The following is a 14,808-nucleotide window of genomic DNA, read 5'->3' as shown; positions in this document are numbered from 1 at the left end:
CTTTTAGGCTTGCCGAAAAACTGTCGTGCAGTCGGTAGGCGATCGGCGAGTCAGTCCCGTCGGCGTGCGAGTCCGGCCGCCGCGATGAGGGCGATCGCCGCCACGAGCGCCGTCACGATGCCGAATCCGGGACCGAACGCGCCGCTGTTCCCGTCGCCGCCGGTCGTTGTGGCGCTGTCGTTCGCCGCTGTCGTGTCGTCGGCTGCGGAGGAGGTGGCTGTCGCCATCTCGGTCGCGGTCGGGGTGGCCGTCTGGGTCGGGGTTGAGGTTTCAGTGGCGGTCGGCGTTGGGGTTGTGGTCGGTGTCTGTGTCGGGGTCGCCGTCGCCGTGGCGGTCTGGGTCGTGGTCGCCCCCGTCGTTTCAGTCGCCGTCGTTTCAGTGCCCGTCGTTCCGACGTCGGTAGTCTCGTTTGCGGTGCCGTTCGCTTCGGACGTCGGTGTCGGCGTGTACGTCTCGACACCACCACTACAGGTGCCGGGGCTGATCTCCACAGGTTGACTCATGTCGAGTTCGGTGGTGTCGCCCGAACCGGAGCGGAGGATCCAGCGTTCGATCTGGTTGTCCTCGGGGCTGCCGTCCCACTCCTCGAAGGGGTAGGTGTCCGCTTCCTCGTTGAACTGCACGTCGGCGGTGATCGTCCGATACTCCGCACTCCCGAGCCCGCGGAACGCGGCTCCGTCGGTCCGGTTGCCGTTCGAGAACCACTCGATGTGGCTCGACCCGTTCTGGTGCTCGAAGATGTCGTCACGGTTGTTGTAGGTGTCGTCCTCGACGGCCCACTCGCCGTTCGCCGGGAGCCCCGAAACGTCGCCAGTGGCGACGAACCCGCCGCTCTCGTCGCCGAACTGGTCGTGGAGGAAGACGAGACTCAGCCCCTCGCTCCCGCGATAGACGAACATTTGACTGACCTGGCTCTGCTGGATGTCGGTCGTGCCGTAGGAGCTGTAGAGACCTTCCTGATCCGTGACCGGCGAGCGGTAGTCGTAGAACTCCTCGACCGACTGCGAGCCGTCGCCGAGGGCGGTGATCTCGGTACATCTGTCGCCCTGCTGGACGATGAACGTGTCCGAACCGTTTTGCTCCGCACTGTCCTGTGCCGCCGCGGGCACGACGGCGACCACGGAGCCGACGACGACGAGCGCGAGCGCGATGCTCGCGATCCGTAACCGAACGCTAGCACCGCTTCGATCGCGCGTTCCTGCATCTCCACTCATTGCGATGGGCTGCTCGACGCGGACTGATATAAATGCCGTTTGTCCGCCGCCGGGACAGCAGCGAAGCGGCCAGGGCGACGAAGTCAGTCGGATCGGTGGTGACTGCAACGCAGCCGATCAGATCATGCCTTCGGACTGGAGGCGGTCCCAGACGCGCTCGCCCTTGTCGGTGATCCCATACACCCGACCTTTCTTCTGGTCCTCGGAGACCAGCAGCTCGACCATGTCGCGGTCGTCCTCGCGGAGTCCACCGAGCGCGCGCGAGACGTGCGCGATGGCGATGTCCTTGTCCGCGGCGATCCGCGATGGCGTCGCCGGGCCCTCCGCCAGTCGTTCGAGCACGTCCACCCGGTACTGCGACCGGATCACGTAGCTTACCGTATCCCAATCCTCTGCCATTGCAGTCACCCCGTTGATAGCGACTACTCGCTGGAGGAATATAACGAGTGCGTATCGTTTACTTCCATATACATAGCTTTTGCAGTAGTAACGGTATCGTACCAACCAGTGTCGGGGCGTGAACGGAGCGGCTCGACCCCGCAGTCGCCGAACGACGCCGAGAAACCACGGATAGCCAAATTTTTAGGAGTCTGTTCGGTAGTAGTCCCAACGGTGTCCCGCGACCCGCTCACCGGCAACGATACGACGATCGAACGCTACGACAGCGACGCGTCGGGACTCCGCGGACTGCCGGGCGATCTCCTCGTCCTCGTCCTGTACACCGTGGTCGCGGGCGGACTGATCGCGATCGTCGGCGGCCTTCCGACGGTTGTTCGCGCCGTTCTCGGTCTTCCGCTACTGTTGATCGTCCCGGGCTACGCGCTGGTGGCGGCGCTGTTTCCCGGACGGCCGTCACGGACGGCCGATCGGAGTAATTCGCTCTCGCGGCTCTCCCAACGCTACGACAGCGCGCGCTCGATCCAAGAACGCGGCGTTCGCTGGGGCGAGCGACTCGCGCTATCCTTTGGTCTCAGCCTGTTCATCGCGCCGCTGCTCGCGCTCGCTATCGATCTGGGTGCCACGCTGCTCGGCACCGGCTCGCCGTACCGAACCGGACCGATCGTCGGGATCGTGGTGGTGTTCTCTCTGGTGTTCGCGATCGCCGGGATCGTCCGCCGGCTCCGCCTCCCGCGCTCGGAACGGTTCGCGGTGCCGGTCGGCTACTGGATCGACGATTTCGCCGACGGGCTCTCGGGCTCGCCGGCCGACGTGCTGCTCAACGCCGTGTTGATCCTCAGTATCCTCGTCGCCGCCGTGAGCATGAGCTACGCGCTCACAGTGCCGAAAGACGGCGAGACCACCACCAACGTGGCACTCCTGAGCGAGGGTGACGATAGCGGACTCGAAACCGTCCACGAAAACGTCACGCTCACCGCTGGTGAGGCGAGCCAACCGTACACACTCGAAGTACAGAATCACGAAGGGAAAGCGACGAACTACACGGTGGTGGCCCAACTCCAGCGGCTCAACGACGCCGGCGAGGTCGTCGGCCGGAGCGAGCTCACGCGGTTCAGATCGCCGACCGTCCCCGAAAACCGGACGTGGCAGCGCCAGCACCGAATCACCCCGGACGTGGCCGGCGAGCGCCTCCAGCTCACCTATCTCCTCTACGAGGGCGATCCGCCACAGAACCCCACCACTCGCAACGCCGACGTGACCACGCATCTGTCGGTCGACATCGTCGGCAGCGGCGGAGCCGGCAGTGCCGGTGGCGGAGGCGGTTCCGGGGGCGGCGGTGGTAGCGGTGCCGGGGGTGGCGGCGGAGGCGGTACTGGCGGTAACGGCAGCGGTGGTGGCGGCGGAGGCGGTAACGGCAGCGGCAGCGGCGGTGGCGGCTGAACGCCATGTTCCCGTGGGAACATCTCGCGGTCGGCTACCTGTGTTACTCGCTGTTCGCCCACCTCCGGGGCCGCACACCGAACGGCCCCGCAACGCTGGCGGTCGTCGTCGGGACGCAGTTCCCCGATCTCGTCGACAAGCCGCTGTCGTGGGCGCTCGACGTGCTGCCCGCCGGCGTGTTCGCCCACTCGCTGTTCGTCGCCATCCCCCTGGCCGCGCTCGTGCTCGTCGTCGGATGGCGCATCGGTCGAACCGAGCCCGCGATCGCGTTCACGGTGGGCTATCTCACACACCTCCCCGGAGATGTTCTCCCATCGATCGTTCTCGGCGGCGATGCGTCCTACTGGTTCCTGTTCTGGCCCGCAGTCGCCCGACCCGGCGTGGACGTATCGAACCCGATCGTCGGACCCGGCGCGGGAGCGGGCATACTGACGAACGCGTGGTACTACTTCCAGGATTACCTCGGCCAGCTGGCCAGTCCGAAGGGATTGCTGTTCGTCGCGGTCGAACTCCTCGTGCTCGGAAGCGTCCTCCTGCTCTGGTTCCGTGATGGCCGGCCGGGAACCGGGCTGTTCGCCCGCCTCGTCGGCCGCCGTTCGTCGCGTCACTGATCGTCGAAAAACGATCGAGAACAGTCAGCAGCGACGCCACGACCGCGACACAACGCGGCCGCAGCCGCGCAGATCCAACAGAAGGCGGAGGGACGCTTAGCGAAGGCGGAGATACGCTTCGCGTGCGACCTGGAGCGCCGGCCCCGCGCGTTCGGCCTGGTGGTAGGTGCGGAGTTCGGGATTGAACTTCGCCTTGTACCCGTTGAGTCGCCGCGAGTTCGCCCCGACGAGATCGTAGCCGTCGATGTCCCTGTCTATGGCGTCCCGCATGATGTGCCAGTCGACCAGATCGTTCGCGGCCACGTCAGCGTCGTGTTTCGCGCCGCCCTGCCACCGGTAGATGATGTCGTCGTCCTCCAGCGTGATCATCCCGCCGACGAACCGGCCGTCGACCCGACAGACGTACGCCCGGACACAGCCGTCGGGCAGGCGCTCGCGGAGGTCGATCACGAACGCCGGCGTGACGGCGTAGTACTCGTCCTGAGCGTCGTAGCGCCGGGAAACCTGGGTCACGATCCGGCGGATCGCGTCCTCGCCGCCCTCCTCGATCGTACAGTGTTCAGGAGCACCGTTCTTGACGTTGCTCCGGGCGTCGCTGCTGAAGCGTTTCAGGAGATCGTCCGCACCCGGCGTGAGATCGACCCGATAGGAGTAGTTCGGTGAGGCTTCCAGCCCGTTCCATCCCAGGGGTCGGAAGTCGTCGTATCGAGGATCGGTGTTGAGATGGACGTAGCGCGGATCACATGCCCGATCGAGCCACTCGAAACACCCATCGATGAACTTCTCGTGGCGGCGCTCGCGCTTGCGCTGTTTCAGCTTCTCGACGTTGCACAGCGCCGGGCCGAGATAGGGAACCAGGAGATCTGGCGGCGGTGAGAACACCGTCGAAACCCCCATGCGCTCGATCTCGAAGATCGGGAAGATCCCCACAGGTTCCTGGCCCTTGAATCCGATCAAGGGGTGGAGATCGGCGTTCGCGTGGTCGGCCATCGTTTCGAGACTTCCCAGCCGATGGAAGGGGTTGGCGTGGGGCGATCGCTCCACGTAGCGGTTCCAGTCGTCCAGTTCGTCGTCGGTCGCTTTCGTGATCTCGATGCTCATATCAAAGGTATCCCAGGTCCGAGAGTCGTTGCTCGACGGCGCGTTCGTCGGTTGCCTCGCGGTCGCGCTCGTCGAGTTCCGGGTACGCGCGCTCACCCATCGACTCGACGAGCGCCAGCACGTCGCCGTCCATGTGCTCACCGCGGGCCAGCCCGAGGGTCGCGAGCACCGTCGGCGCGACGTCGAACAGGTGCGCGCCCGCGAGCGACGCCCCATCATCGATCCCCTCGCCTGTGGCGGCGATCAGCCCGTCGCGCTTGTGGTTGTAGGGTTCGGTCGGCGGGCCGAACGCCGTCTCGCGCAGTTGCGTTGAGAGGAACTGATCGAACGCTCGTGGGACGACCACGACGTCGACCGCGCGCTCGGCCTCCCCTCCCTCGAAGTACGCCTCGCGGCGCGCGACATCGTCGAACGCCGGTTTCCCATCGGGTGTTTCGAGATCCGAGAGGAGATCGATGATCGCCTCACGCACCGCGTCGTACTCCTCGCGAGGGACGACGCCATCGGGCTCGCGGCCCGCGACGTTGAGTCGGATTCCGCACTCGATGTGCGAGCGGGCGTACGCCTGCGAGGCGGGGAAGTCGACCTGTTCGGTTCCGGCACGGATCATCCCTTTTGGAACGTGGCGCACGACGACCTCCGCGAGTCCCAGACGTTCGAGCACCCGTCCGACGCGCTGGCTCGTGACGCCGGCACGCGCGGCCGTCTCCATCGCGCGTTCGAGAAGGTTTGTCTCACTGTCGTTCGGTCCGCCGGCACTGCTGTCACTGTCGCGCTCGTCGCCTTCGTCCCCCGAGCCGTCGTCGAGAAACTGCTCATCCCGAATGACGTCCCACGACGGCATCCCACGCCCGCCGCGGGCGGTTTCGGTGAACCCCGCGTCTCGGAGGAGCGTGTTGAGCCGCACGTCGTAGCCGGTGTACTCGCCGATCCCGTGATCGCTGGCAACGACGACGGTACCGGGATCGCACGCGTCGAGGATCGCACCGATCTGCTCGTCGACCGCCTCGTAGACAGCCCGAACGGCGTCGAAGTCGCCGGGACACTCGTGAAAGACGGTGTCGGTCGCCTGAAACTCCACGAACCCGAAGTCGGGCGCGAATCGGTCTTCGAGGTACCGGAACGCGTCGCCACGCATCTCGATCGTGTCGCGGTACTCGGCGACTTTCTCGGTAGTCGTGGTCTCGCTCCCGCCGGTATGACGGGGGTAGACCCGATATTCACCGATCGCCTCGCGAACCTCGCGGAGGAGGCCCGCGGGATGACAGGCTGGGTCGTCGGGAGCGACGTAGCCCGGAACGAGCGCGCCGTCGAACTCCCTGGGCGGGTGGGTCACGGGAACGTTGACGACGACGCTCGACAACCCCTGTGAATCGAGGAGTTCCCAGAGCGCGCGCTCGCGGACATCGGTGGCGTTCACCACGTCCCAGTCGTAGCCATCGAAATCGAGAAAGCCGAACACGCCGTGTTTTCCGGGGTTCGTCCCGGTGTACAGCGACGGCCACGCGCTCGCAGTCCACGGCGGGACCTGGGACTCCAAGGGGCCGCTTGCGCCGTCGTCGAGGATCGCTCGTAGATGCGGAAGGTCGGCTCCCGCATCGAACAGCCGGTCGAGCACCGGCTCACAGGCCGCGTCGAGTCCGACGAGGAGCGTGTCCGGTCCCGATCCACGGCTCGGCATATACTACTTCTCCCAGCCCATCCGTCCTTATGTCCTCTGATTACCGCCGGCACGCCGCCGTGTTCGATGACCCCACGAGAGCCAACGAGAACGAAACGCTATTTTGACGCCGCGGAGATCCATCGAATGATGATCCTCGTCGCACAGCCCGCCGAAAATGCCCGTCGACACTGGTCTCGATGACGCGATTAACGGGAGTAGACGATGGCCGGTGAGGGCTCGGCTGCCGCGGACGACGCGAACCTCTCGTCGCTGGTGTCGAGCGCCAGCCTCGTGCTCGTCGGCAGCCTGTTCGGGTCGTTCTCGAAGCTGTTCGAGAAGACCCTTCTGGCCAACGTTCTTTCGACACCAGCTTACGACGCGTTTAGCCTCGGTTTCTCGATGCTGACGTTCAGTTCGACGGTCGCACTCGTCGGCTTTTCTCAGGGAATTCCCCGGTTCATGTCCCGGTTCCAGGACGATCGAGACGTCCGTGGGGTGTGGGTGACCGGCCTCGTGATCGCCGGGATCGCCGCAGTTTCGATCGCCGCGGGCCTCGTTCTCGCCAGAGAGTGGATCCGTGACGTGGTCTTCGACCCCAACGTTTCGGTGTTGGTTCCCGTGCTGTTCGCCGTGGCGATCCCGCTCGTCGTCGGAATGCGGATCGCCGTCGGCGCGATCCGTGGCCACGAGAACACCATCTACCGGACCTACGCGTACGATCTGCTCTACAACGGACTCCGAGTAGGACTGCTCCTTCTCCTCCTGTTCGGGTTCGGTCTCGGCGTGTTCGCCGCAGGATACGCCTACATCGTCGCGGCGGGTGTCGCATTCGTGGTCGCACACGTCCTCCTGAATCGACTCCTCCCGCTCCGTGGCCCGTTCCGGACGCATGCAGGGGCGCTGTTGCGGTTTTCCGCCCCGCTGGTGATCGCCTCGGCCGTCTCGTCGATGCTCTCACAGATCGACACCATCATGCTCGGTGCGCTCGCCGAAGCCCCGAACGCCGCCGGTGTGTACCAGTACGGTTACCCACTCGCCGCCGGCCTCCCCGTGATCCTCTCGGTGTTCGGATTTCTCTACATGCCGCTCGCCTCGCGACTCGACGACGACAGCAACCGCGAGGAAGTCGACCGAGTGTATAAGGTGACGACGAAGTGGATCTACATCGCCGCCTTCCCGCTCTTTCTCACGTTCGTCGCGTTCCCCGGTGACGTGGTGAGCATCATCATGGGCACTTCTGATCCACGATCCGCGACCGTCCTCGCGATCCTCTCGATCGGCTTCTTCATGAGCGCGGCCAACGGCCGGTGTCAGGACACCCTCTCGGCCTTTGGCTACACCGGCTACATCCTCGCCGTGAACACCGTCACCGCAGTGTTGAACGTTGCATTGAACGTCGTGCTGATCTCTACCTACGGCGTCGTCGGCGCGGCGGTCGCCTCCGCGGTTTCGTTTTTCGTGCTCAACGCGACCGCCATGCTGGTGCTCTGGCGGACCACCGGGATCGCGCCGTTCTCGAAGTGGACAGTCCGGGCGTTTCTCGTGCTCCCGCTCGGGCTGTTCCCGCCGGCACTCGTTCTTTCGGATGTCATCACGCTGTCGGTGGTCACGCTCCCGGTGTTCGGGGTTCTCGCCAGCCTCGCTGCGGTGGCGTTGGTCGCCGTCACCGGCTGTCTCCAAGCCGAGGACGAGGTCCCGATCGATCTCGTCGAGCAACGTCTCGGTGTCCGCATCCCGCTGATCCGGCGATACATTCCGTCGGGCACGCAGCGTATCGATCGGGATCGGTGAATCGGGTCCGAGTCGTCCGGTCCATCTGTAAACTCCTGCGACAGACGAAAGGGAGCGTTCCCAGTCGGTCGGGGAGAACCACTATGCCGAGAGCCACCGGATGGAAACATTGACAGTGGCCGATAGGAAAACACTATATACGATAAACGAGTCTCTTATAGAAATAACGGGACAGCAAGACTGCGGGGAGCGAGAACCCGGCCCCGTCATCACATTCGTCCACCGAATGAGCCACCACAGCCCTCACCGGACGCGACGCCGACGGTGCGCGACACCGCCCACGTCCCGCGGTCCGTCGCCACGCCTCCGGTGCCCTCCACGTCTCCCGACTGTACCGCTACGGTGTGTAACAAAGAGGTCTCGTCGATGACTGACGACACACACGCAACGACCGGCACCGACTGTCGCCTCGACGCGGGCGCGATGGTCGGCTACGAGCACGCGCCTGACGCCCAGCCCGCGCGCATCGGCGACCGTGCGACGATCCGCGCCAGCACCATCGTCTACGCCGACGTCGAGATCGGCGATGACTTCACAACGGGCCACAACGCGCTCGTCCGCGAGAACACCGCGATCGGCGACGATGTCCTCGTCGGCACCGACGTCACGATCGACGGCACCACCACCATCGGGTCGCACGTCAGTCTTCAGACTGGCGTGTACGTCCCCACCCACACCGCAATCGGGAGTCAGGTGTTCGTCGGCCCGCGTGCAGTGCTCACGAACGATCCCTACCCGGTTCGCCGCGAGCACGACCTCGTCGGCCCGACCATCGAGGATCACGTCTCGATCGGCGCGAACGCCACCCTGCTCCCCGGAGTCACGGTCGGCCGCGGATCGTTCGTCGCTGCCGGCGCGGTCGTCACCGAGGACGTCCCGCCGGAGACGCTCGCGGTCGGTGTTCCCGCACGTCACGAATCACTACCCGACGAACTCACGGGGGAGAACGCGATATGATCCCGATCGCCGATCCGGAGCTCGGTGAGCACGAGAAGGCTCGCGTCGCCGAGGTCATCGAGGGTGGACAGCTCGCCGACGGCCCGGAAGTCAGAGCGTTCGAGGAGGAGTTCGCGGAGTTCTGTGGTGCTTCGCATGGGATAGCGACCACGAACGGCACCACGGCGCTTCATACGGCGCTCGAAGCGCTCGACATCGGCCCCGGCGACACGGTGGTGACGACGCCGTTTTCGATGATCGCCAGCGCGAACACCATCCGTCTCGCCGGCGCACAGGTCGTCTTCGCCGACATCGACCCCGAGACGTTCAACATGGACCCCCACTCGGTCGAGGCGATCGTCCGCGAACGGGACGTGGACGCGCTACTTCCCGTCCACCTCTACGGGCTCCCCGCCGCGATGGATCGGTTGGGAGAGATCGCCGACGAGCACGACCTCCTCCTGATCGAGGACGCTGCCCAGGCCCACGGTGCGGAGATCGACGGCGAGCGCGTCGGGACGTTCGGTGACGCCGCCTGTTTCTCCTTTTACCCGACCAAGAACATGACCACCGGCGAGGGTGGGATCGTGCTCACCGACGACGAGGACGTAGCGGCGCGCGCGGCGCGGTTCGTCAACCACGGCCGACCGGCAGCACGGTTCGGCGACGGCGATGCTGGGGCCTACGAACACGTCTCGGTCGGTCAGAACTACCGGATGACGAGCGTGCTCGCGGCCGTCGGCCGCGTCCAGCTCGACCACCGCCTCCGGGAGAGCAACGAGCAGCGCCGCGAGAACGCCGCATGGTTGACCGAAGGGCTCGCCGCTGTCGAGGGGATCGAGACGCCGGTCGAACCGGCCGGCCGGCGGCACGTCTACCACCAGTACACCATCCGGACCGACGACCGCGACGCACTGCGGGCCCATCTCGACGATAAAGGAGTCGGGACGGGAGTTTACTACCCGACGCCGATCCACGAACAGCCCGCCTACGACGGGGTGGCATGTGATGTACCGGTCGCCGAACGCGCCGCCGAGGAGGTGCTCTCGCTACCGGTACATCCAAACCTTTCGGCGTCGGACACAGAAACCATCATGACCGCTGTCCGTCGCTTCGAGACGGGAGGGCACCCATCGTGACGCCGGCCGTGATCGTCCGGCCGTCACCCGACGGTCCGCTCACGGCCGCTATCCGGAACCGTCCGCCGATGACAGCGACACCGAGAGCAATGGAGGCGGCGGATGGATAGTACGAACTCGCTTCGAGTCGGCGTGATCGGCGTCGGCAGCATGGGCGCGTCTCACGCGCGGGTCTACAGCGAACTCCCGGGCGTCTCCCTCGTCGGAGTCGCCGACGCCGACGCCGATCGGGCGCGTGAGATCGCGACCCGCCACGGCACGCGCGCGATGGATCAGTCCGAGCTGGTCGAGGCCGCCGAAGCGGTCTCGATCGCCGTCCCGACCGCCCACCACTACCCGATCGCGCGCGAGTGTATCGTGGCGGGCGTCCACGTGCTGGTCGAGAAGCCGTTCGTGGCCGAACCGAGCGAGGGCCGCGAACTCATCTCGCTCGCCGAGGAACACGGCGTCACGATCCAGGTGGGCCACGTCGAGCGGTTCAACCCCGCGATCAGGGCCGTGACCGAGATCCTCGCGAACCACGAGATCCTCGCGATCGACGCCCAACGACTCGGCTCGCCGCGCGAGCGTCGGATCGAGGACAACGCGGTGTTGGACCTGATGATCCACGACATCGACGTGTTGCTGTCGGTGATAGACAGCGAGATCGACACCGTGAACGCGCTGGGCGCGGAGGACAACCGCTACATCGACGCCCAGCTCGGCTTCGAGAACGGTATCGTCGCCAGCCTCACCGCGAGCCGCGTGACCCAGCGAAAGGTGCGCGAGCTCTCGATCACCGCCCGCGAGTGCTGGATCACCGTCGACTACATCGATCGATCGGTCGAGATCCACCGCCACTCGCTGCCGGAGTACGTCGAGGGCGGCAGCGGGGTCCACTACCGCCACGAGGGCGTGGTCGAGCGCCCGATGGTCGACAGCGGCGAACCGCTGAAAAAGGAGCTCGCGGCGTTCGTCGAGTGTGCCGAGACCGGCACGGAGCCGGTCGTGACCGCCGCCGACGGGTTGCGCGCACTCGAAGTCGCCCGGACGATCGACCGGCTCGCCACCGACGAAGCCGTGGAGGTCGACGTGTGAGCCGAGTCGCCGAAACCACGTCGCTCTACGGAAGCGACGCGACGGCCGAGCGCCAGCGTGAGGCCTTCCGTGACGGCAAGGTGCCGGTCGCGGTCTACGGGCTCGGAAAGATGGGGCTGCCGCTCGCGGCGGCGTACGCCGAGGTCTGCGGAAACGTCGTCGGGGCCGACGCCGACAGCGAGGTGGTCGCGGCGGTCGACGCGGGCGAGTGCCACGTTGCGCGGGAGCCCGGCCTCGACGACCTCGTGGCGGATCTCGTCGCGCAGGACGCCCTTTCGGCGACGGACAACCGCACCGCGGCCGCGGCGGCGTCGGTCCACGTCCTCATCGTCCCAACGCGAATCGATGCCGAGAACGCGCCCGACCTCTCGATCCTCGAATCCGTCGTCGGGGACGTCGCGGCGGGGCTCGAACCGGGCGATCTCGTCGTGGTGGAGTGTACGGTTCCGCCGAAGACCTGCGAAGAGGTCGTGATTCCCCAACTGGAACGCGAAAGCGGACTCGATTTCGGGGAGTTCGGCGTCGCGTTCTGTCCCGAGCGCACGTCGAGCGGACGCGCACTCGAAGACATCCGTGGTGCGTACCCGAAAGTCGTCGGCGGGGTCGACGACGAGAGCACCCGGACCGCGACGATACTGTACGAGGCGATCAACGAGAAGGGCGTACTCGCGGTCTCGGATGCCACGACGGCCGAAGCAGTCAAACTATTCGAGGGTGTCTATCGTGACGTGAACATCGCGCTCGCCAACGAACTCGGGCGTTTCACCGACGATCTCGGGATCGACGTGACGGAGGCGATCGCGACCGCGAACACCCAGCCCTTCTGTGACATCCACGACCCCGGCCCCGGTGTCGGCGGCCACTGCATCCCCTACTATCCGTACTTCCTGCTCGACGGCCGTGAGGCCGACGGCCCGCTGCTCGAAACCGCACGTGCGGTCAACGACGGGATGCCCGATTTCGTCGTCGAGAAGCTCCGCGAGGAGTTCGCGGCGGAAGGATCGGCGCTCGCGGACGCACGGGTACTCGTGCTCGGCCTGACCTACCGCCCCGGTGTCGAAGAAACTGCCGCGACGCCCGCGGGGTCGATCATCGACGGGCTGAACGAGGCGGGAGCGGACGTGCTGTGTGCCGATCCACTGCTCGACGACGCAGGCTTCGCCGAGTTCGACGCGACGCCGGTCGCCGTCGGAAACGTCACCGACCGGCCGCTCGACGGCGTGGTGGTGGTGACGCCACACACGGAGTTCGACGGGATCGACTGGACGGCGTTCGAACGCCGTGGCGAGCACGACGGACTGGTGGTCATCGACGGACGCGACAGCCTCGATCTCGCCGGAACCACACACCGGACGTACACGATCGGGCGTGGTCGCGATGTATAGGGGAAAGACCGTCGGCGTGGTGGTGCCGGCCCACAACGAGGAGACGTTCGTGGGTCGCGTGATCGAGACGCTGCCGGGGTTCGTCGATCGGGTGTACGTCGTCGACGACTGCTCGACCGACGGGACGTGGGACGAGATCCAGCGCCACGCCGAGCGCGCGAACGACGAACGCACCGAGGCCGCGACGCTCGCCGACGGGGGAGTGTACTTCGATCAGGTGGTCGAGCCGATCCACCACGAGGACAACCAGGGCCGGGGTGGCGCGGTCAAGACCGGCTACCGGCGCGCGCTCGCCGAGCGGATGGACGTCACGGCGGTGATGGACGCCGACGGCCAGATGAACCCCGACATGCTGAGTCGGATCATCGACCCGATCGTGGACGGCGAGGCGGACTACACGAAGGGGACGCGACTGCTCCACCGAGATCGCCGTGAGATGTCGGGGTGGCGGTTTTTCGGCAACTCGCTGCTCACCTACCTCACGAAGGTATCGAGCGGCTACTGGAAGATGAGCGACCCGCAGAACGGCTACACCGCTATCTCGCGGGAAGCGCTCCAGCGGATCGAGATCGATGGGCTTTACGACGACTACGGCTTTCTGAACGACGTGCTCTCGACGCTCAACGTCCACCGGTTGCGCGTCGCCGACGTCGCCCATCCGGCGGTGTACGGCGACGAGCAGAGCGGGATCCGGTACTCGTCGTTCGTGCCTAAACTCTCCGTGCTGCTCGCGCGCAACTTCCTCCACCGACTCGTGATGCGGTACGTGGTGCGTGACTTCCATCCGCTCGTCATCCTGTATTTCCTCGGGTTCGTCGGGACACTCGCCGGCGTCGCCAGCGGACTGTTCGCCCCGCTCGCGTTCGTCGGCGCGGGATCTGCCTTCCTCCGGGGATCGATCGCGCTGCTGTTGGTGATGGTCGGCGGGATCTCGTTCGCGGTGGCGATGGTCTACGACCTCCAGACCAACGAGGGGCTCAGCGTGCGACGCCACGAGGCTGGCGAACCGGAGGAACCGGCGCGGCAGCCGGAGGCCGAACAGTGAAGGTCGTCTCTGTCGTCGGCGCACGCCCGCAGTTCGTGAAGGCGTTCCCGGTCTCGCGCGCGCTCCGCGAGCGCCACGAGGAGGTGCTGGTCCACACCGGTCAGCACTACAGCGAGACCATGTCCGACGTCTTCTTCGAGGAGCTCGACATCCCGGCTCCCGAGTACAACCTCGGGGTGGGTTCGGCCACCCAGGGTCGACAGACCGGAGCGATGGTGAGCCGGTTCGGCGAACTCGCCGAGCGCGAATCGCCCGACGTCATCCTGGTCTACGGCGACACCAACTCGACGCTCGCGAGCGCGATCGTGGCCGCGAAAACCGACGCCCAGCTCGCCCACGTCGAGGCTGGGCTCCGGAGCTACAACCGCTCGATGCCCGAGGAGATCAACCGCGTGCTCACCGATCACGTCTCGGATCTCCTCTTTGCACCGACCCAGCGCGGCGTCGAGAACCTCCGGAAAGAGGGGATCGGTGACGGGATGGTCCACCAGACCGGGGACGTGATGTACGACGCCATCCGGTGGGCGCGGTGTCGTGCCGCCGATCGGTCGACGGTGCTCGACGAGCACGATCTCGCCGAGGGTGAGTACGTGCTCGCGACCGTCCACCGCGCGGGCAACACCGACGATCTCCAGCGGTTGGAGGCTATCATGGCCGCGCTGTGCGACACCGATCGCAAGGTCGTGTTCCCGATCCACCCGCGGACGAGCGAACGGCTCGACGAGTGTGACCTCCGGGAAACGATCGCGGAGCAGCTCACGCTGATCGATCCCGTCGGTTACGTGGATTTCGTCCGGCTGCTCGACGGGGCCGAGCGCGTCGCCACCGACTCCGGCGGCGTCCAGAAAGAAGCGTTCTTCCTCGATACGCCGTGTGTCACGCTTCGAGACGAGACCGAGTGGGTCGAAACCGTCGACGCGGGCTGGAACGTCCTCGTCGGCGCGGACGAGGCCGCCATCGCGCGCGAGAGGAAATAAAACGCGGAGCGAACGCCGAGATCGTCTTCA

At 66.1% G+C, this 14,808-nt stretch carries 13 protein-coding genes; 9 read left to right on the top strand and 4 right to left on the bottom strand.

From position 1 onward, the window contains the following. Nucleotides 1–50: 50 nt before the first annotated feature. Both C450_RS14610 and C450_RS14605 read right to left on the bottom strand, forming a co-directional pair. Nucleotides 51–1,214 (bottom strand): hypothetical protein, encoded by a 1,164-nt coding sequence (locus C450_RS14610; protein ID WP_005044661.1) that lies wholly within the window; start codon nt 1,212–1,214, stop codon nt 51–53. Between the two features lie 117 nt (nt 1,215–1,331). Next, entirely contained in the window at nt 1,332–1,613 is a 282-nt protein-coding gene (locus tag C450_RS14605; RefSeq protein ID WP_005044659.1) for a winged helix-turn-helix domain-containing protein, read from the bottom strand. Nucleotides 1,614–1,826: 213 nt separating this feature from the next. Between C450_RS14605 and C450_RS14600 the strand changes: the two genes are divergently transcribed. Beyond that, nucleotides 1,827–3,053 (top strand): DUF1616 domain-containing protein, encoded by a 1,227-nt coding sequence (locus tag C450_RS14600; RefSeq protein WP_005044657.1) that lies wholly within the window; start codon nt 1,827–1,829, stop codon nt 3,051–3,053. A gap of 5 nt (nt 3,054–3,058) precedes the next feature. Continuing rightward, the gene (locus tag C450_RS14595) at nt 3,059–3,664 is read left to right on the top strand and encodes a metal-dependent hydrolase (protein ID WP_005044656.1); all 606 of its coding nucleotides are present in this window, start codon (nt 3,059–3,061) and stop codon (nt 3,662–3,664) included. 96 nt (nt 3,665–3,760) lie between these two features. Here the strand turns inward: C450_RS14595 and C450_RS14590 are convergent, their stop codons facing one another. Together C450_RS14590 and C450_RS14585 are read right to left on the bottom strand one after the other, a co-directional pair. Next, the gene (locus C450_RS14590) at nt 3,761–4,765 is read right to left on the bottom strand and encodes a GNAT family N-acetyltransferase (RefSeq protein ID WP_005044655.1); all 1,005 of its coding nucleotides are present in this window, start codon (nt 4,763–4,765) and stop codon (nt 3,761–3,763) included. A gap of 1 nt (nt 4,766) precedes the next feature. Beyond that, nucleotides 4,767–6,446: an alkaline phosphatase family protein gene (locus tag C450_RS14585; protein ID WP_005044653.1), complete on the bottom strand. Its 1,680-nt coding sequence runs from the start codon at nt 6,444–6,446 to the stop codon at nt 4,767–4,769. Between the two features lie 204 nt (nt 6,447–6,650). Here C450_RS14585 and C450_RS14580 point away from each other — a divergent pair, with 204 nt between their 5' ends. From C450_RS14580 to wecB, 7 genes are all read left to right on the top strand, one after another. Continuing rightward, complete coding sequence (locus tag C450_RS14580) at nt 6,651–8,219, top strand: oligosaccharide flippase family protein (RefSeq protein ID WP_005044652.1); 1,569 nt, start codon at nt 6,651–6,653, stop codon at nt 8,217–8,219. 366 nt (nt 8,220–8,585) lie between these two features. Further along, on the top strand, nt 8,586–9,176 hold the full coding sequence (locus tag C450_RS14575) for an acyltransferase (RefSeq protein WP_005044650.1): 591 nt from the start codon (nt 8,586–8,588) through the stop codon (nt 9,174–9,176). Continuing rightward, a complete protein-coding gene (locus tag C450_RS14570) occupies nt 9,173–10,294 on the top strand; it encodes a DegT/DnrJ/EryC1/StrS family aminotransferase (RefSeq protein WP_005044649.1) in 1,122 nt (373 codons plus the stop codon). The genes C450_RS14575 and C450_RS14570 overlap by 4 nt, the downstream gene beginning before the upstream one ends. A 102-nt stretch (nt 10,295–10,396) precedes the next feature. Continuing rightward, nucleotides 10,397–11,371 (top strand): Gfo/Idh/MocA family protein, encoded by a 975-nt coding sequence (locus tag C450_RS14565; RefSeq protein ID WP_005044648.1) that lies wholly within the window; start codon nt 10,397–10,399, stop codon nt 11,369–11,371. After that, nucleotides 11,368–12,756, top strand: coding sequence for a nucleotide sugar dehydrogenase (locus tag C450_RS14560; protein ID WP_005044647.1), 1,389 nt, complete (start codon nt 11,368–11,370; stop codon nt 12,754–12,756). The genes C450_RS14565 and C450_RS14560 overlap by 4 nt, the downstream gene beginning before the upstream one ends. Further along, the gene (locus C450_RS14555) at nt 12,749–13,801 is read left to right on the top strand and encodes a glycosyltransferase family 2 protein (RefSeq protein WP_049910278.1); all 1,053 of its coding nucleotides are present in this window, start codon (nt 12,749–12,751) and stop codon (nt 13,799–13,801) included. The genes C450_RS14560 and C450_RS14555 overlap by 8 nt, the downstream gene beginning before the upstream one ends. After that, nucleotides 13,798–14,778, top strand: coding sequence for a non-hydrolyzing UDP-N-acetylglucosamine 2-epimerase (wecB, locus tag C450_RS14550; protein ID WP_005044645.1), 981 nt, complete (start codon nt 13,798–13,800; stop codon nt 14,776–14,778). The genes C450_RS14555 and wecB overlap by 4 nt, the downstream gene beginning before the upstream one ends. Nucleotides 14,779–14,808 lie beyond the last annotated feature (30 nt).

The organism is Halococcus salifodinae DSM 8989 (genome assembly GCF_000336935.1).
In the GTDB taxonomy this organism is placed as follows: Archaea; Halobacteriota; Halobacteria; order Halobacteriales; family Halococcaceae; genus Halococcus; species Halococcus salifodinae.
This window is presented reverse-complemented; position numbering and strand designations above follow the sequence as displayed.